This is a genomic window from Paenibacillus rhizolycopersici, assembly GCF_014947195.2.
Lineage (GTDB): Bacteria > Bacillota > Bacilli > Paenibacillales > Paenibacillaceae > Fontibacillus > Fontibacillus rhizolycopersici.
This window is the reverse complement of sequence record NZ_JADCNN020000025.1, coordinates 31,814-53,547: the sequence shown is the minus strand read 5'-3', so window position 1 is coordinate 53,547 and position 21,734 is coordinate 31,814. Positions and strand designations below refer to the sequence as shown.

Genomic DNA, 21,734 nt, shown 5'->3' with positions numbered 1-21,734 from the left:
TCAATCATTGGGGGTCATCGATTTGGGGATTCGCAAAATCGAGCATATCGGAATCCGCGTTTCGGCGCTGGAGGATTCCATTGAATTTTATGAACGAATTATCGGCATGAAGCTGCTATCCACGATCGGCGAGGTGGGTGAATCGCTGCGTTTGGCCTTCCTGACCTTTCCGGGGCAGGAGTCAGTCGAAGTGGAACTCGTATATATTCGTGAAGGCGAAGATTTGCCGAATGAAGGCAAAGTCAATCACATCGCCTTTACGGCCAGCGATATTGAGGAGGAGTATGACCGTATTTCCGCTCTGGGCCTGTCGGGACTCGATCCGGAAATTCGCAGTTTGCCCAACGGCTGCCGTTTCTTCTTCTTTAACGGCCCCGATGGCGAGCGGATCGAATTGTTCCAACCGGCGTTCCTAGCTTGATCTCCTCTATTAGTGCAAGTTCAAAAAGTCAGGTTTTCAGGACCGAGAAGGTTGGATGAAGCTAGGGAGTGAGTAGCGGAGCGTACGTTTTGGGTACGTGAGCAACTGAAATGTTTCCGTAGGAAACATGCATCGGAAGCATAAGCTTGGGACCGGCTGAATTCAAGATTCGATGTCGAATCCACTTCACATGTTCTGCTTCGTCATGGAAAGATGACTTATTGAACAACCTTTATTAAAATCAAGGAAAGAAGGGCTGTGCGTGGAAGAGCATACGTTTACCTTCGACAATGACACCGGCCATCCTGTCTTCGTGTACCGCTGGAGTTCTGACGATTCCGAGGCGCCGCTGCGGGGCGTACTGCAAATCGCTCACGGCATGGCGGAGACCGCCAAGCGCTACGAACGTCTGGCGCGGGTGCTGACCGCCCATGGCTTCATCGTGTACGCGAACGACCACCGTGGCCACGGCCGCACCGCCGGGAGTCCGGAGGAACTGGGCTGGCCGGGCAAGCAAGGTTTTACCGGCATGGCGGAGGATATCACCGGGCTCTCCGCCATCATCCGCCGGGAGCACCCGGACCTGCCTCTGTTTCTGCTCGGTCACAGCATGGGCTCCTTCTTGACTCAGAAGGTCATGTACCGAACGCCTGAGCCTTACGCCGGATTTATTCTCTCGGGGACGAACGGTCCTCGAGGCCTACTTGGCATCGGCCGTACCTTGGCCCGAGTCCAAGCCCTGCTGCAAGGCGACAGCCATCCCAGCCTGCTGATGAACGCGGTGACTTTCGGCAGCTTTAATCGGAAATTCCTTCCGGCGCGAACGCCGTTCGATTGGCTCTCCCGAGACGATGAGGAGGTCGATAAATACATAGCGGACCCGCACTGCGGCTTCTTGTGCAGTGCCGGCTTCTTTTACGGGTTCTTCGGCCTCTTGCAGGAGATCCACCGCCCGGAGAAGATGCGCTCCATACCCAAGGAGAAGCCCATCTATATCTTCGGAGGCGATCTGGATCCGGTCGGCCGGAACGGCGACGGAATACGGCGACTGGCCAAGTTATACGACCGACTGGGTCTCAAAGAAGTCTCGGTCAAGCTATATCCCGGCGGTCGTCACGAAATGCTGAATGAAGTCAACCGCGACGAAGTGATGTCGGATGTGCTGGGTTGGCTGGAGAGCCACATGCCGCTGGCGGCATCCCCCGCAAAATAAACTTTAAAGCGAGCATGCAAACCGGAGCCTCCCTTACGGAGAGGATACCGACAGCAAGCTCGCTTTTTGATTGTACATTATACCATTACGCGTTTTAATTGCACCACATAACGCGAGCGAACTACGACATAATACAGTAGCTGCGCCGCCAGGAAAGCACCGGTGGCCGTCAGTACCGGAACCGTGACATCCCCTAGCAGGAATCTAGCCCCTAACAAAGACAGGACAACCATCGTCTGAATCCCTGAGATGACCACCGGGATGAAGAAGAGCAAGGCGATTTGCAGGCTGGAGGAATAACGCATTTCACGGTCTCCCAGCCCGATCTTCGACAACGAATGGTACATCCGCCGGTCCTGGTTCAATTCGCTGTACAGCTTGAAATACAGGAAGCTGGCAGAGGACACTGAGAAAATGGCGGCGATGAAAATCCCAACAAAGCTCAGCATCGAGAGCTGTTCTCGAGTTTCCGCGTAGGATCGGCCACGCGAGCTCATATAATTATCGGTCACCTTGTTTTCAAGGCGATTCATCATCCCATGAAACAGCCTCTTCCCGATGACGATCTCCGGATCTTGGAGACGAGGCGCCCCCTTGTGCTGCCAACTTGGAACGTAAATCTCGATATCACGGTACAGACGATTCTGATTTTCTTCCGTTAAGCCGTTCTTGAGTTCCGTAAAATCAGCGTCGGACAACACGACAACCGAGGTGTAGCTATTGGAGCCGATTAACGGAACCTCATTTGGCAACAGCTCGAGCTCCATGGGCTCCCCCAAAATCGAAAGAGTTAACGGGATAGTTTTCCCCTTCAGCATACGCTCTGCGGCGGATCCTTCCATGGCATGCGCGACGGATTGCCCTTTGCCGATCTCGGGCAACATCTCCTTGCCTAACAACGCTGCGGCTTTGTTATATTCCGAACGCGAATAAACTTTCACATAGGATTCCATTGTACCGAGGTAACCCGAGAACGATTCCTGCTCGATGGTTTCATAACGAATCCCTTGTTCAGACAGCTGTTGATCGATCCAGGCCACATCCGCTTCCACGAATTCTTCTTCATAGATGCCGTACGAGAAGGCAAATGGATCCCCCTCGTATATCCGTTCATTTTGGGCCTGGGCTGCCAGTATGACGCCAACGCTCATGCACGCCAGCGAGATGGCGACGGTAACCATAAACAACATCCGCGCATTATCTTTGATTTTATAGGCCATTTCGGACACCCAAAGCAAACGAGTTCCGCGCCACAACAGGCGGCGACTGCGTCTTAGTAGTCGAATGAGCGCCACCGTCACTTGGGTATAGAAGAAGTAGGTCCCCCAGATCCCCGTTGCAGCCGCCATCATCACTTTGGGGAAGTCCAGGCCTTCGCCGCCCTTCAGGAGCAGCACCGCGCTCGCCAGCAGCGCGACGCCAAGCAGCGCCAGCACCCAGGAAACGCGCGGTTCCGTCTTCGGCTTGCTGCTTCCGCCAAGCAGTTCAATAACCTGATTTTTCCGGAAGAAAACCAGCGTAAAAACCGACAACACGGCAAACAAGACCAGAAACGCGATCGCCGTGAACCCCATCGCCTTCCAAGGCATGTAGAAGGGCAGCCGGTTCATCCCCGTCACCTTCACGCTCAGCAGCAGGAATAGCTTGGAAAGCAGCAGCCCCCCGGCCAAGCCCGCAACGATGGACCCAATGCCAATGATCAGGTTTTCGAGAAACACAAGCCGGTTGATCGAGCCGGTAGTCGCCCCCAGCAGTGACAGCACACCAAACTCCTTACTGCGCGCCTTCAAGAAACTGCCGATTGAAAATAACACGAACAGAATAGAAAACACGAAAATGATATATTCCGCGACCTCCATCCCGATACTCGTCATCCGTCCCATTTCGCTCTGGGCTATACCCGGGTGAAAAATGAACATCGCATAAGTAAAAAAGATCATGACCATAAAAGCGCTGCTCAGGAAATAAGCGAAGTAAGCCCGAGCATTACGTCTGACATTGTTAAACGCGAATTGAAGAAAGTTCATGCGCGTTCCCTCCCAAATACGACAGCATATCGATGATCTTTTGGAAAAAAACCTGCCTGCTGTCGCCCCGGTGAATTTCGTTTGTCAGTCTGCCGTCCTTGATAAACACGACCCGATCGCAATAGCTCGCTGCCAGCGGATCATGGCTGACCAGCATCATCGTGGTGCCTTCGGTACGGTTCAAGGTCTCCAGCAACTCCATGACGTTGCGGGACGCATTCGAATCTAGCGAGCCCGTTGGTTCGTCAGCCAGCAGCAACGATGGCGAGGAGATCATCGCCCGTGCAATCGCGGCTCGCTGCCGCTGACCCCCGGAGATTTCGTAGGTTCGTTTGCCTAGAATGTCCGTAATCCCCAACCGATGTGCGATGGCTTGCAGCTTCTGCTCCATTTCCCGGAAAGGACGGGAATCCAGCGTTAAGGGAAGGACGATATTTTCCGCAACGGTGAGCGTATCCAGCAGATTGAAATCCTGGAACACGAACCCCAGCTCGCGTCGGCGAAAGGCGGCAAGCTCCTTCCGTTTCAAGCCATGCGGATTTTTCCCGTTGATTCGCACCTCTCCCGAGCTGGGCGAATCAATGGTCGAGACCAGATTGAGCAGCGTCGTTTTCCCGCTGCCGGAGGGTCCCATGATTCCGACGAATTCGCCTTTCTCAATCGTCAGCTCTATGTCCTGCAGCGCGCGCGTCGCAATTTTTCCCGGGTATACCTTGTTTAATCCCTGGACCTTAAGTATTTCCATTTGTGTCTAATCCCCTTTCGCGGAGCCTTCGGCAAGCTCGTCTTGCGTTGTTGCCGCGGCCCGGGTGGTTATGGTTATACTCTAACCTATCGCCGGGATGCCAGCCATCGATGGATCTTAATCCAATCTTAAATGTTTGTAAGGTTATGTTCGGGCAAAAAAAACAGCGGTTCGCTGACCTCGAAGAAACCGATCAACGTTACCCCTGTGCTCTATAACGGTCGCTGTCGCTCAAACAGCAGGCTTATAGTCGTTCCTTGTCCCGGCGTGGACGCAAGCTCTACGCGATGCCCCAAGCGGCTGCACACCTCATGGACCAAATAGAGGCCCATCCCGGTCGATTCGCTGTACTGCCGCCCGCGTTGTCCCGTGTAATAAGGTTCGAAGACGCGGCGGATATCTTCTTTCAGAATGCCGATACCGTAATCGCGAACATCGAGCACCGTCTTTTTGCCGCGAGCGTATGCGGTAAACTCTACCTTCTCCCCCACTCCGGCGGAATAATTTACCGCGTTCGTGATCAATTGGCCGAGCACAAACATCAGCCACTTCTTGTCGGTATACACCTCAAGCTCCTCAGCGATGCGAATGTCCGGGTACACTCCCTTACGGATAAACAGCTTGCGGTGGTCGGCAACGGCCTCATTCACCACATCCAAAAGCCGAACCGGTGCCACGTGAAAATCATGCTCGAATTGTTCCAGCCGAGAGGTGTACAATGCCATCTCCAGCCCTTTGCGCAATCGGTCAAGCTCCTCCTGAATGCTGTCGAGCACGGATTCCGGTAGCGTCTCTTTCTCGCGTTCATTCTCCAGCGTGAGCTGAATGACCGAGATCGGCGTCTTCATCTGGTGAACCCAACGGCCCGAAAACGCTAATTGCTGCTCGCGTTGCTTGCCGTAGCGATAGAGTTCTGACTCGTATAACCGGTACCCCGATTCGAGCAGTTCATGCAAAGCCAGAGCAAGCGGGGTATCCCCCGCCGGCTGCAGCAACTCCTCCAGTGTCTGCGGCGGCTCCATCATCCGCCGGTACACCTCCCGGTTGCTAACGTACCGGTAGATCAAGTAAAGCAGCAGCAACGTAAAGCTTAGCAGGAGGGCATAACCGGCAATTTCGGCCTGGCGGGTCCCGGCCAACCAGTATAGGAAAGGAACCAGCAGAATCTGCGGCACGAGAAACAGCAGCAGCGGGACATGCTCCTTCCAAAACAGCCTCATTCCGAAATCACCCCGGCTTCGGCATGTCCATTCGCTTGAAACAGATACCCTGCCCCGCGTACCGTCTCCACTGCTTCCTCCATGCCTAACTCCTTCAGCTTTTTGCGGATGCGGGTTACATATACGTTTAACGTGTTATCGTCGATAAAATGATGGCCCTGCCACATCAGATCCAGCAGCTTCTCGCGACTGACGACCCGGCCCGCCTTTTGCAGGAGCGCTTCCAAGAGCACCGCTTCCTTCTGCGTCAGCAGCACGTTCGTTTTTCCATTCGTCACGGTAAACCGTTCAGGGTAAAGGATCAGCCCCGCCGCACTTACGGTCCGCTCTTCCTGTTTGGCGGAATAATCGCCATAAGCCCGCCGCAAGTGGCTGCGGATCTTAGCCATGACGACCTCGTAGGAAAATGGCTTGGTGATGTAGTCGTCAGCACCGTTATCGAGCGCCATAACCTGATCCATCCCGCTGTCGCGCGCCGACAGGAACAGGATCGGGCAGGTGGACAAGCCACGGATTTGACGGCACCAGTAAAAGCCGTCGAACTTCGGCAGGTTGACGTCCAGCAGCACCATATCGGCGGCAGATTCCCGAAACTCGTCCAGCACCCGACCGAAGTCGTTCACACGCAACGCGCGGTAACCATATTTCTCGATATGCCCGGATAACATCCCGGCCATTTTGGCGTCGTCTTCGACGATCAGGATCGTAAACATCCTTCAGTCCACTCCTCACTTGGCCAGGGTACGATGCCCCGGGGACCAGGCACTTAAAGGCGCTTGGAAGAACACCGGTTGCTCATCCGGCTCCTGCTGGTAGAGAACGACCAGCAGCGATCCTTGCGGCGTCCCTTCTGCGGTTCCCGGCCCGGAAGAATTCTCCGCGTCTCCCCTGGTCAGCACATCGCTCAGCGAGAACGGCAGTTCCTCCATGCAGGCGTATTTCTGCAAGTCGCGTTCGTCCAGGCCGTATGCCGCAAATCGTTCGGACAAGGCGCCCGGCGTCTCGGCCAGCGCCCGGAAATAATCGTTGCGCCGGTCTTTGTCCATCTGGTCTTCCCACCATATTTTCCGCGGCTTGTACTTATGTCCCAGCAGGTAGTCGAGCTTCATCAACCCCAACACCACCTCCGGTTCTTTCAAGGCGCGTTGGCCTAAAAATTCATGAAGCCGGGTGAACAAGTCCTCCAATTGATGACCGATGCGCTGCCAGCCTTGTTCCTCCCAATAATCGCCGAACCCTTGGAAGAAGTCGAACGGCGAGTCAAATTCACGGGTGACCAGGTATTCCAGCGTATGGTCCATCCGGTGCGCATTCCAATATTTCTCCAGCACATCCTCTAGCCGCTTCAGCCGGATCACGTCCGTAAACGGAAGCACATCGTTACCCAGGATTTCATAAGGCGCGTGGTCCATAAAAACGTAGTTGTATTTGGCGGCGTCGTTTCGCAGTCCGGTCCCGCGCAGCATCTTCAGGAAGCCGAGCTGTAGCTCCTCGGGACGCATGGCGAACACGTCGTTAAACGTCTTGCGAAACGTAGCGTAATCCTCTTCCGGCAGTCCGGCGATCAAGTCGAGATGCTGGTCGATTTTGCCGCTCTCCTTGATTTTGGTCACGGTCCGAGTTAACTTGGTGAAATTCTGGCGGCGCTTCACCAGCTCGTTGGTCGGATCATTCGTCGACTGCACGCCGATCTCGAACCGGAAGATGCCGGGCGGCGCTTTCTCCGCCAAATAGTCCAATACCTCCGGCCGCATGATATCCGCCGTGATCTCGAACTGGAATACGCAGCCCTGATGGTTATTAATGAGAAATTCGAACATCTCCATCGCATAGCTGCGGTTGATGTTAAAGGTACGGTCAAGGAATTTAATGATCTTCGCGCCATGCTCGATCAGATAAAGAATGTCCGCCTTCACCCGTTCAATATCGTAATACCGCACCCCCACCTCGATGCTCGAGAGGCAAAACTGGCAACTGAACGGGCAGCCGCGGCTTGTCTCGAAGTAGACGATCCGTTTGCCAAGGTTCGGGATATCCTCGGGGAACCGATGCGGCGAAGGGAGCGTGTTCAAATCGGACTTGGGCCGGCCTGGATTCAAAACGATCTCTTCCCCTTTGCGGTAGGCTGCGCCAAAAACGAAGTGGAACTTTCGTTCTCCGGACAGCTCTTGCAGCAGATGGTGGAACGTCTCCTCGCCATCCCCCATCACGATAAAGTCGACCTCCGGGGCGCGTTCCATCCAATATTCCGTGTCATAGCTGACCTCGGGTCCGCCCAATACGATCTTCACTTCCGGCAGCACTTTTTTGAGTAATGCGACTAGCTTGATCGTCTCCTCGATGTTCCAGATGTAGCAGGAGAAGCCAATCACATCGGGTTTGCGGCCAAACAAGTCCGCTACGACGTTCATGACCGGGTCCTTGATCGTGTATTCCGCCAGATCAATGTCGAACTCGTTGCCGCTGTAGGCTTTAAGCAGCCGGATGGCCAGCGAGGTATGGATAAATTTTGCATTAAGCGTCGCCAATATGACTTTCACAAGTTCACAACCCTATTCCATATTTTGAAAAAACTCCAGAAACGGCTTTCCATATTTGCGGTACTTCACTTCACCGACCCCTTTAATTCTCAGCATGTCCGCTTCGTGGGTCGGACAGACGACACTCATCTCGCGCAGCGTCGCATCGTTGAAAATAATGTAGGATGGCACATGCTCTTTCTCGGCCAAATCCCGGCGGATCAGGCGCAGTTGCTCGAACACCGTCTCGTTGACGGCAGACGGACCTTCGTCGTACCCGCGGCGCCGTGAACCGGAAGACGATTTGGAGGGGGCCGCAGGCTCCGGAGCGCGCATCATGACTTGATGGCGACTCTTCAACACCTCAACCGCCAGCGGTTGCAACCGTACGACCGGGTACTGCCCTTCGGACAAAGCTAAATAGCCTTCCGCAATAAATACGTTGATCAGCTCGGAGATCTCCTTCTCCGTGCGCGTGCGTAGCATCCCGTATGTAGGCAACGCATCAAAGCCATACTGCAACACTTTCTTGTTCTGCGAGCCCTTCAGTACGGAAGCGACAAGCGAAACTCCAAATCGTTCTCGCATCCGGTGAATGCAGGAGAAGACGATTTGCGCGTCGCGAGTCATGTCGACGAGTTCCCGTTCGTCCCGGCAGGAGCTGCAGATGCCGCAATGCTTATGGTCGTGGGCTTCGCCGAAGTAATCCAGCATCGCCCAGCGCAGGCAGCTAGTATGGTAGCAATATTCGATCATCTGCTGCAGCTTGCGGTATTCGTTGCGTTTGCGATCCCCTTCTTGGGGATTTTGCTCGATCAGGAATTTCTGCGTCATGATGTCCTGCGGACTGAACAGCAGGATACATTCGCTGGGCTCGCCGTCCCGGCCTGCCCGACCGGCTTCCTGTACGTAAGCTTCCATGTTCTTCGGCATATTGTAGTGGATGACATAACGAACGTTCGATTTGTCGATCCCCATCCCGAAAGCGTTCGTTGCGACCATCACGCGAATGTCGTCATAGAGAAAAGCCTCCTGGCTCTCCTCCCGCTCCTTATCGGACAAGCCGGCATGGTAACGGCCGGCAGGGATCCCGGCGCGGCGCAGCCGTTCGTACAAGTCGTCGACCTCCTTGCGGGTCGCGGCATAAACGATGCCAGGCTGGTGGGCATGCGTATTCGCGTAATTCAGGACGAATTCGCGCTTGTTCTCGCCGCGCAGCACCGACATCGCCAGATTATCCCGGCCGAGGCCGGTGACGAATACGGCCGGATCCGCAAGACGAAGCAGGCGGACCATGTCGTCCATGACTTCCGGCGTTGCCGTAGCCGTAAAGGCGGCCAAAATCGGACGTTGCGGCAGCGACTCGACAAACGGGGAGACCGCCAGATAGCTTGTCCGGAAGTCATGGCCCCACTGTGAGACGCAGTGCGCCTCGTCGACGGCAACGCAAGAGATGGTCAACCCGCTCATTTCCTCGCGGAACCAGTCCAGCTCCAGTCGTTCCGGGGCCACATACAGCAGCTTGATCTCGCCGCGGCGAGCCGCCCGGATGCGGTCGTTCACTTCCTTGCCCGACAACGTACTGTTGATGTAGGCCGCAGAGACGCCCATCGCCGTGAGCGCATCCACCTGGTCCTTCATCAACGAGATCAACGGCGACACGACCAACGTGAGACCTGGCAGCATCAAGGCCGGGATCTGGTAGCAGATCGATTTCCCGCCGCCCGTTGGCATGATGCCCAAGGTATCCGCACCGGTCAGTACGCTCTCGACGATCCGCCGCTGCCCTTCGCGGAAATCGGGATACCCGTAATATTTCTGCAGCAGCTGCTGCGCATGTTCCATTGTCAGTACTTCCGTGCTCATTTTACCATTTCTCCTAACTTCCCATTAGGCCGTCGTCCTCCCGGATTCCGGGACAGACCGGCTTTATGCACTCTTAAGTTTACCGGGGTTTGGGGAAATGGGCAACCGCTGCAGCGGGTACATAAACTTTTCCAAAATAACCAACACTCTCTATTAATCATGTGCTAAGACCGGAGGCGGCAGATATGCTGGATTGGAAATCCAATTACGAAGCATTCTTGAAAAAACATCCTTCACATCCAACTGAATCTCTATCTTCCACAGACACTCCCGCCGGCATGGATAGCGAGCCTAGGCAGCTTGAGGCCGATCTGGACGACAATCTGAGCTCGATTCAGAACCGAATGAGAAACTCTACGGATTTGGTTGTCCGCCGAGTGAGGATCATGAGCATACACAGCGCCGCTTTGTTATTCCTCTCGTCCTTGACGGATTCAAAGTTGATACAGGAAGGGGTTGTCGCTCCTTTACAAGCTCCGCCCCTTGCCTTTGAGCCAGGGAGGGAGGGGGACCCGCTTCGCCAGGTGGACCTGTTTGATCTGGTGTATCAGGAGCGGGTGCACGCCAACCTGGGTCGGCGAAGCTCCGAATGGAACGTTCTTTTGGATCAGCTCATGAAAGGGCAGACGTTGTTGTTCATCGACGGTCATGCCGAAGCGGTGACCTTCGATACCCGGTTGGTTGAGAAGCGGTCGATCGAGCAGCCTCAAACCGAGCAGGTGATCCGCGGCTCGCGGGATGGATTTATCGAGCAGTTGGAGACGAACATATCGCTCATCCGTTATCGCCTGCAATCCGCCGATCTGGTGATCGAAACCGGCGAGCTGGGCGCCCGCACCAAATCGAAGACGGCCGTCTGCTACATCGCTGGAATTGCCAATCCGGAATTGGTGAGCGAGGTCATGCGACGTCTGTCCAAAATCGATATCGACGGCATCATCGACGCCGGTTACATTGAACAGTTTATCGAGGATCAGCCGATTTCGCCGTTTCCGCAAATCCAAAACACGGAACGGGCGGACAAAACGGTAGCCGCCTTATTGGAAGGCAGGGTGGCCATTCTGGTGGACGGTTCCTCCTTCGCGTTAATTGTCCCTTCTTTGTTCGACCAATATTTCCAAACCATTGACGACTATTCCGAACGGTTTATGATCGCCAGCTTGCTGCGATTCGTCAGGTTAATCGCCCTGCTCTTTTCCGTATTTTTTCCGTCCTTATACGTCTCCGTCATCTCCTACAATCCCGAGCTCTTGCCAACCGATTTTGCCGTGGCGATATCCGGCGGACGCGCAGGGGTTCCCTTCCCCGCCATGCTGGAGGTGCTGATTATGGAAGCTTCGATGGAGATCTTGAGAGAAGCGACGATTCGCCTGCCGCAAATGATCGGCGGCGCGTTGTCGATCGTTGGCGTTCTGGTGATCGGACAAGCAGCCGTTTCCGCAGGCCTGTCGAGCCCGATCACCGTGGTGATCGTGGCCCTGACGACGATTGGCTCCTTTGCAACCCCCGCCTATAATGCGGCGATCGCCATGCGAATGCTGCGTTTCCCGCTTATCGTGCTGGCCGGCTTATTCGGATTGTACGGCGTCGTGTTAGGCAGCATTTTCATCATCAATCATATGTTGTACCTGGAATCGTTTGGCGTGCCATTCCTGCAGTCCATCCTGGCCAAGAAACGGGCGGGGTTCACGGATACCTTGATCCGGGCTCCCCTGTGGTGGATGGGGAAACGTCCGAGTTACCTTCATGCCCTGGATGATACGCGGCGCGCTGAAGGCACGTTCCAAGCGAATATCGATAAGATTTTTGACCCGGAGGGAAAAGCCGATGCAAAAAGCCCAGAAAATCAGCACGACTCAGCTGGCCATCGTCATCAGTAGCACGATATTTGGCCCCTACGTTCTGAGTTTCCCGAAAACGATCGCTGAATCGGCCGATAGCGCCGCTCCGCTTATGACCGTTGCGGGCACCTGCTGCGCCATCTTCAGCCTGTTCGTGTATACCCGGATCAGCCAAAGATTCAGTAATCAGACGCTGTTTAGTTACAGCCAGACGGTGATTGGAAAGATCCCTGCCCTGCTCGGCAATCTTCTTGTGTTCGCCTGCTTCTTCATCACCTCGGCGATGTTGTTCCGCCAGTTTGGCGAAGTATTGTCTTCGGTCGTCTTCCGAAGAACTCCCATCGAGATAAGTATCCTGATGATCTTGATCCTGGTCGCCTTATCCTGCCGAAGGGATACGGTGAAATTCACCTATATACACCTGTTCTATTGGCCGTTTGTCGTCTTGCCCTTCCTCTTTGTCATCATGATGTCGATGAAATCTGTGCATCTCTTAAATTGGCTTCCCCTACTAGGCAATGATTCCATCAACGGGTTGCCGGCTTTGCTATCTCCGGCCTCCCTCTATTTGGGCTCCTTCATCATCACGATTATGCTTCCAATTACAGAGAAACCACGTCACGCGATGAAGGCGGCAATGCTGGGCATTGCCGTCAGCGCCAGCTTATACCTGCTGTTGGTCTTATCCACGATCGGGATTTACGGGGTTCAGGAGACCCTCCAATTGTTATATCCCACCCTGGAAATGGCGCGCTCGATAGCGATTGGCGGTGATGTCATAGAACGTTTGGATGCGATTTTTATTATTATGTGGGTGATTAATGTTTACACGACCATGTTCTCCAACTATTATCTAACTTCGCTCTCCCTAAGCCATATGCTTCGGATCCAGGATCACCGTCTTGCAACTACCCTGTTAATCCCTATATTGTTTGCCGTCTCCCTGCTCCCACAGGATCAACTCCAACTTTACAAATTTTCTCGAATCGCTGACGGGGCCGGGTATCTCTTCCTGACCGGCTACGCTCTTCTTCTGTGGATCGTAGCTGTGATCAGACGGAAGGGCGGGCAGCAACATGGGTAAAATACGGGCGCGTTGGGTATTGGGCTTGCTTAGCATGACTCTGGCGTTCCATTTGACCGGTTGCTGGGATCAGGTCGAAATTGAAAACCGTGCCCTGGTGCTTGGCCTGGCCATCGATGAGGCTCCTCCCGATACCGCGCAGTTGGAACCGACCGTCGCCCATCTGAAGAACGAACCCCTGCCGAAGAAGATGCTCCGGGTGACCGCCCAAATCGCAGTCCCCGGTCGAGTTCCCCTCGGTCCAAGCAACGGCGGCGCGGGAAGCGGCGGCGACGGAGAAAGCCCGGTGTGGGTCGTTCAAGTGTATGGGCATAGTCTGGACGAGGCATTGAACAATCTGCAGCAGCAAATCGCCGATCCCCGTTACCTTATTCATTTGCGGGTGATCGTGATTAGCAAGGGCATCGCTAAGGACGGGCTGGACGAACTAAACGATTATTTACGCCGGAATCCGGAGGTCCGCCGCCGAACATGGCTGCTCGTCTCCGAGGCCGAAGCGGCGGAACTCATGAAGGTGGCTCCACCGCTGGAGCGCGTGCCTACGCTATATCTTCAGGCTATGGTCGAAAAGTCTATCCTAATGGGGAAATTCCCGGCGAATTATATAGGCGAGTTTTGGGTCGAAGAGTCGAACTGGGGGCAAGACGGATACCTGCCTTACATCGCAATCCAAGGCAAGGAGAATGTTCTCATTAAGGGTTTGGCTTACTTCAGCGGAGGACGTCTTGCCGGAACCAGCACGGCCGTTGATATCGGAGCTTATATGGCAGTCAAAGGGTACAATCCCGGAGGGTATTCCGCTTTGATCCGAGTACCCAACCTAGGTTACGTCATGATCAAGATCACGGAACGGCATGCGAAAACCGATGTCCGCATCGTTGACGGTAAACCCCAAGTGAATCTCAAGATTCATGTAGAAGGGATTCTGGACGAACATTTCGATTCAAGACGGAATGTCAGCTCTGAAACGGACATCGACCTCATCGAAGAAGCGTTTGAAGAGGATGCGACGAAATTACTCAAAAATTTCTGCCGCCAAACGCAGCGCCACCATTCCGATATTTTTGGCTTTGGCGAATATGTGAGGGCCTATCATCCTGGATTCTGGAAGAGCAACATCCGTCAAAAAAGCGATTGGGAACAAATGTATGCGGATATTCCAATATCCATTAAACTAGCCCTTTCGATCCGTCGAACCGGCCTAAAAGCAAAATAGGAGGTGTTTGGGATGTTTCGTGTCCTCGCTTTTACCGCTGCCCTATTTCTATTCTCCGGACTCGTCCTGCTTCTGGTGGATCATAGGGTATATAAGGTCCGGCAGATGCAAAAGGAACAAAAGGTTGCGAGGTTCTTCGGATGGGTCCAACTCTCCTTGGCAAGCGTTAGTTTGCTGATCAGCTTAATCATGCAGTAGGAACCTATCCCCACAGGCGGGTGATGGTGCCGTTAAGGTTCGCATGGTATATTGAGTCTAGTACAAACTTCAGTAGGATGGAGAATCAGGATTGATGAAAGAACGCAATTACTCCGGCAACCGCTCGGACAAAAAAAAGCAGTCACGACCAATGCCGTCAATCGCTAAACGGGAGCAGGCCGATGAGGTACGCTCCGGCGACCGCATTGTCGTTACGATCAAGCGGCTGGGGATTAACGGCGAAGGCGTCGGCTATTACCGACGGAAGGCCGTTTTCGTCGAAGGCGGAATTCCCGGCGAGGTCATTAAAGCGGAAGTCATCCGCGTTGAGAACAAATATATCGCCGCCGAGATCCGGGAGATCGAGAAACGTTCTCCGCATCGGGTCGATGCCCCATGCCCGGTATTCGGCATCTGCGGCGGCTGCCAAATCCAGCATTTGTCCTATGAGGGCCAACTGGCCGGCAAGGAGGAGATCATCCGCGAGGCGTTTGCGCGTTACGCCGGCATGCAGGATGTACGCCTGAAACCCATGCTGGGAATGGATCACCCTTGGGGTTACCGCAACAAGGCACAGCTTCAATTAGGTATGGCCCAGGAAGGGATGATCGCCGGCTTGTATGCTGCCGATTCCCACAAACTAATCGACATTACCGGCTGCCCGATCCAGCACCCGAAGGTAAACGAAGTGGTGGACAAGACGCGGAACGTCCTGCAAAGACTAGGTATTCCGGTGTACAAGGAGAAAGGCAATCAAGGGCTCGTCCGCACCCTTGTCGTCCGCGTTGGATTTCAATCTGGGCAGCTGCAGGTCACGCTCGTGACCGCCAGCGACAAGCTGCCGCGCCGGGACGAATTGATTAAGGAACTGCGGCTGGCTATGCCGGAACTAACCAGCATTGCGATGAACGTCAACCCGAAGAACACCTCGCTCGTGTTTGGGAATCGGACGGAAGTCCTGTGGGGAGCGGACGGCATTCAGGAATCGCTTGGCGATCTGGAATTTACCTTATCCCCCCGCGCCTTCTTCCAGCTGAATCCGCTGCAGACGGTCAAACTGTACGAATCCGTGCGTACGGCCGCTGGATTAACGGGTCGGGAAACGGTCGTCGACGCATACTGCGGCACTGGCACGATCGGCCTGTGGCTTGCGCCTTACGCGAAGGAAGTTCGCGGGATCGAATCGATCCCCGAGGCGGTGGAGGATGCCAAAGCCAATGCCGCTTGCAACGGGCGGATTAACACGGCGTTTTACGCGGGTTACGCCGAGGAACTGCTCCCCCGCTGGGTGAAATCCGGATTTACGCCGGACGTGATCGTCGCCGACCCACCGCGCACCGGTCTTGATCCCCGCTTCCTTGAAGCGGTGTTGAAGACCAAGCCCAAGCGTTTCGTCTATGTCTCCTGCAACCCTTCCACTCTGGCGAAGGATTGCAAGGCGCTGCTGGACGGCGGTTACGTTCTCGAATGGGTGCAACCGGTGGACATGTTCCCGCAGACGAGTCATGTGGAGACGGTTGTTTTGATGTCAAAAAAATAAATGACGGAGGCATGAAGGCATGCTGGAGGAGTTTATTAATTTAACGCAGGATAACCTCGTAGATGAGCATTTATGTTGCATCATCAGAAGCAAGAAACCTCACCCCGGTGTTGAAGCGAAACGAGCATGGCTTGCCGAGCGATTGAAGGAAGGTCATGTGTTTCGAAAGCTAAACGCTAAGGGATGCTGTTTTATTGAGTATTCGCCATTAAAGTCAGCGTGGACTCCCGTGGTAGGCCATAATTATTATTATATTTATTGCTTATGGGTCTCCGGTGATTTTAAAGGAAAAGGTTACGCGAAAGCCTTGATGGATTACTGCATTTTAGATGCAAAGGAAAAAGGGATGTCCGGCGTTTGTATGCTTGGCGCAAAAAAGCAGAAGAACTGGCTTTCCAACCAGTCCTTTGCTAAAAAGTACGGGTTCGAATCGGTGGACTCTACCGAAGACGGATATGAATTATTGGCACTTTCCTTTGATGGAACCCTACCCAGGTTTACGGATAAAGCAAGAAAACAGCAGATCGAGAATCAGGAACTGACGATTTATTACAGCATGCAGTGTCCGTTTATTCACCAGAAGATTGAAGATATCAAGCAGTACTGCAATGATCATAAGGTGACAGTATCCATGATTCCGGTTGACTCGTTAGAAAAAGCAAAGGACTTGCCCGGTGTATTTAATAACTGGGGGGCATTTTATAAAGGAAAGTTTCAAACCGTGAACCTGCTTGATGTGGGGACGCTTGACAAGATATTGAAGAGCTAACCCAATGGACGAATTGCCCCGGATGCTTCGGTTTAGCCCCGACGCAACGTAACCTTAAATACGCTTCCCAGTTCGGAAGATGCCTCCAGCTCAACGGTACCCTGGAAGAAGGAGAGCAGATGGCGGACGATCGACAGGCCTAGGCCGGCGCCGCCATGCCTGCGCGCCCGTGACGAGTCGAGGCGATAAAACCGTTCATATATCAACTCCCTGGACTCCAGGGGAATCCCCTTCCCGGTATCCGACACCCGAACCACAACCTGTTCATCCTCTTCCGTGACCTGCAGGGTAACGCTCCCTTTAGGCCGATTATACCGAATGGCATTATCCAGCAGGTTACGGAATACGAGGAATAAGAAGTTCTCCTCCCCCTTCACCAGGGCCGTACAGGGCTCCATCAAATGAAGCGTCACCCCGTGTTTGTCAGCCATCGGTTCCATAAAGGAAATCACATCTCGAAGAATGTCCGCAAGCCCCACTACTTGATGCTCCCGCTCGTCCCGATCATTCGTCCCGTCCGCCAGCAGCAGCAAATCTTCCGTTAAGGATTCCAGCCGCGCAAGCGTCCGTTCCGTGGTCTCCCTGTACTCTCTCCATTCGTCCGGATCGATACTCCGGCTATCCCCGGCCACTTCCAGATTCGTGCGTAGGATGGAAAGCGGGGTTCTTAACTCATGTGCGGCCGCCGAAACAAACCTGGCCTGCTGGTTAAACGAATGCTCCAACCCATCCAGCATCGTATTAAAGGTAATCCCCAGCTTCTTTAATTCATCATGGAGCTCATCGATCTCCAGCCGTTTATGCAGGGTGGAAGCGGTAATGCCAGCCGAGGTTTCGCTCATCCGTTTTACGGGCTTCAAGATGATCACGGCGAGCCATTGCGCGCTGAGCACCATCCCCGTGAGAACAACCAACAGGCTGATGATTCGCCCCTGCATCTCCGGTACAATTCGAGTCGTAGAGAAGAAAGTTTCTATCGATACATATAGCGTAATTAAGATGGCCAGAAAAAGAATTTCGAACAGCGTTAATCTGAGACGTAGCGAAAGTCGATTCCCTCTTCTCATTTTAATTCCTCTTTCTTTGCAGTTGTGCCCGCCCATTTGTATCCATGACCTTGAACCGTCTGAATATACCTCTCCCCAGCCTCCGGATCATGGTGCGAGAGCTTTCTTCGCAGCGAGTTGATATGAACCCGGACCGTAGAAGTCAAAGGATCGGCATGGATATCCCAAACATGCTCCAGAAGCCTTTCCGACGAAATGACCTCACCGGGATGCAGCATCAGATATTCAAGCAGACCAAATTCTTTTCGCGTTAATGAAATCCGTTCCTCCCCATCCCAAACTTCTTTCCTATTCGTATCAAGGGTCAGCCCCTCGTATTGTAAAACCGGGCTTTTCACGGACGAGCTCCGGCGAAGCAGCGCCCGGATGCGGGCAAGCAATTCATTAAACACAAACGGTTTGCGGAGATAGTCATCTGCCCCGGAATCCAACCCTTCTTCCACCTCATCTGGGTGGCTACGTGCGGTCAGCATGAGGATAAGCACATCGGGATGGTGCGAGGATCGGCGAATTTGCTGGCAAAGCGAAATACCGTCGAGCTCTGGAAGATTGATGTCGAGAATCACCACATCGTACTCATTCGTATCCGCCATCTCCCAGCCGATCAGCCCGTCCAACGCCATGTCCACGGCATACCCTTCCCGCTTTAATCCCTTGGCTAATGCACGGGATAGATCCTCCTCATCTTCAACAATAAGGATTCGCATTACACCGCCCCTTTCTTCAATGACAATACCATATCATACCCGTTTTCGGGATGCGAGCAAGTCCTGGGGTTTGTGGAAGCTCCACTTAACAAGGATTTAACAGCCCGGTCTTTATAATCAAAAACAAATCTTCCTGAAACGGGGAGAATGGTTCACAGCACGAAGTAAAGGAGGAGGTCCATCTGTTAATTGAAGTAGTATCCGCTGGACCGGGGTGTTCCATTTGTCAGAAAGCGATCAAGCTGGTCAAGCAAGTGGCGGAAGAATTTCCACAAATCGTGATCCAGGAATTACATGTCGTTGATCAGTTTGAACGTCTTCAGGAGCTGAACCTATTTAGCGCCGGGGCGATTCTGATCAATGGAAAAGCGGAATTTGTTACTTTACCCACATTCACCAAGCTTCGCGAACGTGTCGCTGAACTGCTTCGTCACGAAAATCATCCACAAGATCAAAGGAGTCACTAATGGAAAATTTATATCATTTTACGATCTCGGGCGGTATTTCCGCCTCGACCTACATCCTGGTGTTCATTGTTGGCATCGTGAGCGCGGTGTTAGCCTGCTATTTACCCGTACTTGCGATGTTTGGAGGATATGTCCAAAAAGGGGCCTCCGGCAGTAAAAGAAAAGCCCTGGCTATTGCATTTAACTTTATCTTAGGCATGGGGGTCACTTCGTTGTTGGCGGGTTTCATTTTCGCCCTGCTTGGCCAGCAGTTTCTTCCCTTTATCGAGAAATATCACTTGCTGACCTGGATCCCGCCGCTCTTTGACATCTTGGCAGGTCTGCAGCTGTTAGGAGTTATTTCATTCGCGATGCCTGCCTTCCAGAAGCCGATGAGCCGGCCGGATAAACAGCCTGGCCTGTTGGCTGCTTTCAAGCTGGGGATTCCATATGGACTTGTCATTTCGCCCTGTGCGATCCCGATCTTTTTCGCGTTGATCAGCTATATTGCTCTTCAAGGCAGTCCGCTTCACGGCGCGTTGCTCATGACGACGTACTCCCTGGGCAAAGGCGTGATTCTCGCATTGGTTGCGGTCTTCTCCATTTCCGTTCTCAGCAAGCTGTCCAAATGGGGCGGGACGATCAAAAAGATCGCCGGCTACTTCTCCATCGCACTTGGGATCATCTTGCTGATTGTGGGGTTCATGAAGTAATTACATCATAGAAGGAAGACACGCGTCTGTTCTTTGGTTCATTCACACGGATCCAACCTGCAATAGAGTTTTGGCCTCGGCCGCTCCTCTTTGACAGTTTGGATCTTTTTCGTTTTGGCGGATCATGACAGGTGACGAGCATTGTAGTACAATGCAAATATTGATTTTTGCAAAGGGGAATCGCCTTGATCAAGAAAGAAGTCGCTTATATCCGTAAACAGTTCAAGTTGGATCATGAAAGACTTAGTATTTACGACATTCTTAACGTCTATATTATGAAGGAAACGAATGAAATCTATCATTTTGAACGCACGCCGTTCGAACTCTTGGAGCGGGAGAAGCAGGAGCTGCATATGGGCAATTTCAAGAAGCTGCTGGCCGGTGAATTGGATCAGAAGCTGTTCGAGTTAAAGTTCCAGGAGCAGCCGGAAACGGACAAGCCCTCTCAGCCGCTTCTCCATCAAGCTCTGGTTACCGGTGATGCCGAGGAGTGGCATGATTTGATGCTTCTTCTGGTGGAGAAAATGTTGGAAGATACGAAGTATGAGCGGGATACGGTGATCACCTTCGTTCGCGGACAATACTACAAGCCAACCAAGGAACGTAACGAGGAAGCCGAGGATAGCGAAAACGATGAGATGTTCGCGAATCCGTTTATTCTATGCAGTATCAATTCCACGGAACCGCAACGAAAAACACTGATGTTCGATTATATTGAACGCGAATTCAAATACAATGTCATCGTTGATCCGATCATCAAGCTGCGTACGCCGGAGCAAGGCTTCTTCTACCCTAGCGTAACGGACGGTTTCTCCGATGTGAATCGGGTGCTGTATTGCGCGGGCAAAGTCAACGATCCGAATCAGCAGTTTATCGATCAGGTTCTGAATGCCGAGAAGACCGTAACCGCGTTAGAAGAGAGAGCCATCTTCGAGGATATCGTCAAGGAAATTGCCGGGGATCAGCTGGACGCCTCCACGATTGCGAGCGTCTACGAGGAAATTCAACAGGTCATCGAAACCCACGAAGAGGAAGAGCCTCCGAAGCTGGATTATAAAGATGTCGAGCGCGTGCTGACCGCCAGCGGCGTGGAGAACGTTACCACGGAAAGGGTTGAGCTTGCCTACCAAACGGTTATCGATGACAAGAATTATGAGATCAAAGCGAGCAGCGTCGTGCCGAAGTTTACTTCGAAATCAATCAAGATCGATACGAAGGTCGCCACGATTTCGGTCAGCCCGCAGGATTTAAGATACGTGAAACAAGTCAATTATCATGGTAAACGTTGCATCTTGATCGAGGTCGATGAAGATGCGGTGATCGAAGGATTTACGCTTAATACCGAAGAATTATAAGGATTAAGCTTAAATAAAGCAAAGGAGGCTTCATGATGACGAATGAACAAACGGACTTGCTGCCAGAGCAACGTGAGGAACTGCTCCAAGCCCTGAAGGCCCGATTCGAGAGAAATTTGGGCCGCCATCCCGGGTTGGGATGGGCTCATGTACAAGCTAAGCTGGAGGCTCAGCCGAAGAAGCTGTGGTCGCTCCATGAAATGGAACGGACCGGCGGCGAACCGGACGTAATCAGGTATGACGAGCAGACGGATGAATTTGTATTTGTAGACTGCTCGGCGGAAACGCCTAAGGGTCGCAGAAGCATCTGTTACGACCATGAAGCACTGGAGTCGAGAAAACAGCACAAGCCGGAAGACAGCGCGATGAATATGGCGGAAGCCATGGGCGTTGAGCTGTTAACGGAAGAACAATATCGGGAGTTGCAAAAGCTTGGGAACTTCGATCTGAAGACATCCAGTTGGGTGAAAACCCCTGCTCCGATCCGAAAGCTTGGCGGCGCCCTCTTCTGCGACCGCCGCTACGATACGGTCTTTGTGTACCACAATGGAGCGGACTCCTACTACGGCGCCAGAGGGTTCCGCGGGGCTTTAAGGGTTTGAAATACCCGGAGATAAACACAAATGGGACAAGGCTTTTCAGGTTGGGATGGAGACCTACACAATCCGGATTGATTGCTGATATCGATGGGCCGTCCTATTTTTAATAACTCCCAAACCGCAATGCTCCTTAACGCTTGTCAGCAACGCTATTAGGCCCAAAATGGGGGGATTCCCAATGTAACGCT

The 21,734-nt window shown here is 53.2% G+C and carries 20 protein-coding genes; 12 read left to right on the top strand and 8 right to left on the bottom strand.

The annotated features are described in order from the left end of the window. Nucleotides 1-22: 22 nt before the first annotated feature. Together IM700_RS20130 and IM700_RS20125 are read left to right on the top strand one after the other, a co-directional pair. Nucleotides 23-421, top strand: a complete 399-nt coding sequence (locus IM700_RS20130) for a VOC family protein (protein WP_155607540.1) — start codon at nt 23-25, stop codon at nt 419-421. Between the two features lie 262 nt (nt 422-683). After that, nucleotides 684-1,634 (top strand): alpha/beta fold hydrolase, encoded by a 951-nt coding sequence (locus tag IM700_RS20125; protein WP_193415421.1) that lies wholly within the window; start codon nt 684-686, stop codon nt 1,632-1,634. 77 nt (nt 1,635-1,711) lie between these two features. Here the strand turns inward: IM700_RS20125 and IM700_RS20120 are convergent, their stop codons facing one another. The 6 genes from IM700_RS20120 to recQ form a co-directional block, all read right to left on the bottom strand. Next, nucleotides 1,712-3,661, bottom strand: a complete 1,950-nt coding sequence (locus IM700_RS20120) for an FtsX-like permease family protein (protein WP_193415422.1) — start codon at nt 3,659-3,661, stop codon at nt 1,712-1,714. Further along, nucleotides 3,636-4,406, bottom strand: a complete 771-nt coding sequence (locus IM700_RS20115; RefSeq protein WP_193415423.1) for an ABC transporter ATP-binding protein — start codon at nt 4,404-4,406, stop codon at nt 3,636-3,638. The genes IM700_RS20120 and IM700_RS20115 overlap by 26 nt, the downstream gene beginning before the upstream one ends. A gap of 212 nt (nt 4,407-4,618) precedes the next feature. Next, nucleotides 4,619-5,626, bottom strand: coding sequence for a sensor histidine kinase (locus IM700_RS20110; RefSeq protein WP_155607544.1), 1,008 nt, complete (start codon nt 5,624-5,626; stop codon nt 4,619-4,621). Continuing rightward, nucleotides 5,623-6,339: a response regulator transcription factor gene (locus IM700_RS20105; RefSeq protein WP_155607545.1), complete on the bottom strand. Its 717-nt coding sequence runs from the start codon at nt 6,337-6,339 to the stop codon at nt 5,623-5,625. Before IM700_RS20105 ends, IM700_RS20110 begins: the two co-directional genes overlap by 4 nt. Before the next feature lie 15 nt (nt 6,340-6,354). Next, nucleotides 6,355-8,166, bottom strand: coding sequence for a DUF4080 domain-containing protein (locus IM700_RS20100; protein ID WP_193415424.1), 1,812 nt, complete (start codon nt 8,164-8,166; stop codon nt 6,355-6,357). 12 nt (nt 8,167-8,178) lie between these two features. Then, complete coding sequence (recQ, locus tag IM700_RS20095; RefSeq protein ID WP_193415425.1) at nt 8,179-10,011, bottom strand: DNA helicase RecQ; 1,833 nt, start codon at nt 10,009-10,011, stop codon at nt 8,179-8,181. Between the two features lie 185 nt (nt 10,012-10,196). Between recQ and IM700_RS20090 the strand changes: the two genes are divergently transcribed. From IM700_RS20090 to IM700_RS20065, 6 genes are all read left to right on the top strand, one after another. Beyond that, entirely contained in the window at nt 10,197-11,891 is a 1,695-nt protein-coding gene (locus IM700_RS20090; RefSeq protein ID WP_239484084.1) for a spore germination protein, read from the top strand. Beyond that, nucleotides 11,839-12,936: a GerAB/ArcD/ProY family transporter gene (locus tag IM700_RS20085; RefSeq protein WP_193415426.1), complete on the top strand. Its 1,098-nt coding sequence runs from the start codon at nt 11,839-11,841 to the stop codon at nt 12,934-12,936. Before IM700_RS20090 ends, IM700_RS20085 begins: the two co-directional genes overlap by 53 nt. Next, nucleotides 12,929-14,152 carry a Ger(x)C family spore germination protein gene (locus IM700_RS20080; RefSeq protein ID WP_193415427.1) on the top strand — a complete coding sequence of 408 codons (1,224 nt, stop codon included), beginning with the start codon at nt 12,929-12,931 and terminating at the stop codon, nt 14,150-14,152. The genes IM700_RS20085 and IM700_RS20080 overlap by 8 nt, the downstream gene beginning before the upstream one ends. 12 nt (nt 14,153-14,164) lie before the next feature. After that, the gene (locus IM700_RS20075; protein WP_193415428.1) at nt 14,165-14,350 is read left to right on the top strand and encodes a CLC_0170 family protein; all 186 of its coding nucleotides are present in this window, start codon (nt 14,165-14,167) and stop codon (nt 14,348-14,350) included. A gap of 94 nt (nt 14,351-14,444) precedes the next feature. Next, entirely contained in the window at nt 14,445-15,890 is a 1,446-nt protein-coding gene (gene rlmD / locus IM700_RS20070; protein WP_193415429.1) for a 23S rRNA (uracil(1939)-C(5))-methyltransferase RlmD, read from the top strand. A gap of 19 nt (nt 15,891-15,909) precedes the next feature. Next, complete coding sequence (locus tag IM700_RS20065) at nt 15,910-16,659, top strand: GNAT family N-acetyltransferase (protein ID WP_193415430.1); 750 nt, start codon at nt 15,910-15,912, stop codon at nt 16,657-16,659. 32 nt (nt 16,660-16,691) lie between these two features. Here the strand turns inward: IM700_RS20065 and IM700_RS20060 are convergent, their stop codons facing one another. Both IM700_RS20060 and IM700_RS20055 read right to left on the bottom strand, forming a co-directional pair. Next, nucleotides 16,692-17,726 carry a HAMP domain-containing sensor histidine kinase gene (locus IM700_RS20060; protein ID WP_193415431.1) on the bottom strand — a complete coding sequence of 345 codons (1,035 nt, stop codon included), beginning with the start codon at nt 17,724-17,726 and terminating at the stop codon, nt 16,692-16,694. Further along, nucleotides 17,723-18,433, bottom strand: coding sequence for a response regulator transcription factor (locus IM700_RS20055; protein ID WP_155607554.1), 711 nt, complete (start codon nt 18,431-18,433; stop codon nt 17,723-17,725). Before IM700_RS20055 ends, IM700_RS20060 begins: the two co-directional genes overlap by 4 nt. A 182-nt stretch (nt 18,434-18,615) precedes the next feature. Here IM700_RS20055 and IM700_RS20050 point away from each other — a divergent pair, with 182 nt between their 5' ends. The 4 genes from IM700_RS20050 (at nt 18,616) to IM700_RS20035 (ending at nt 21,549) form a co-directional block, all read left to right on the top strand. After that, nucleotides 18,616-18,900, top strand: coding sequence for a thioredoxin family protein (locus tag IM700_RS20050; RefSeq protein ID WP_193415813.1), 285 nt, complete (start codon nt 18,616-18,618; stop codon nt 18,898-18,900). Next, a complete protein-coding gene (locus IM700_RS20045) occupies nt 18,900-19,592 on the top strand; it encodes a cytochrome c biogenesis CcdA family protein (protein ID WP_193415432.1) in 693 nt (230 codons plus the stop codon). The genes IM700_RS20050 and IM700_RS20045 overlap by 1 nt, the downstream gene beginning before the upstream one ends. A gap of 185 nt (nt 19,593-19,777) precedes the next feature. After that, nucleotides 19,778-20,947, top strand: coding sequence for a DUF4317 domain-containing protein (locus tag IM700_RS20040; RefSeq protein WP_193415433.1), 1,170 nt, complete (start codon nt 19,778-19,780; stop codon nt 20,945-20,947). Nucleotides 20,948-20,982: 35 nt separating this feature from the next. Beyond that, complete coding sequence (locus tag IM700_RS20035) at nt 20,983-21,549, top strand: DUF4256 domain-containing protein (RefSeq protein WP_193415434.1); 567 nt, start codon at nt 20,983-20,985, stop codon at nt 21,547-21,549. Nucleotides 21,550-21,734 lie beyond the last annotated feature (185 nt).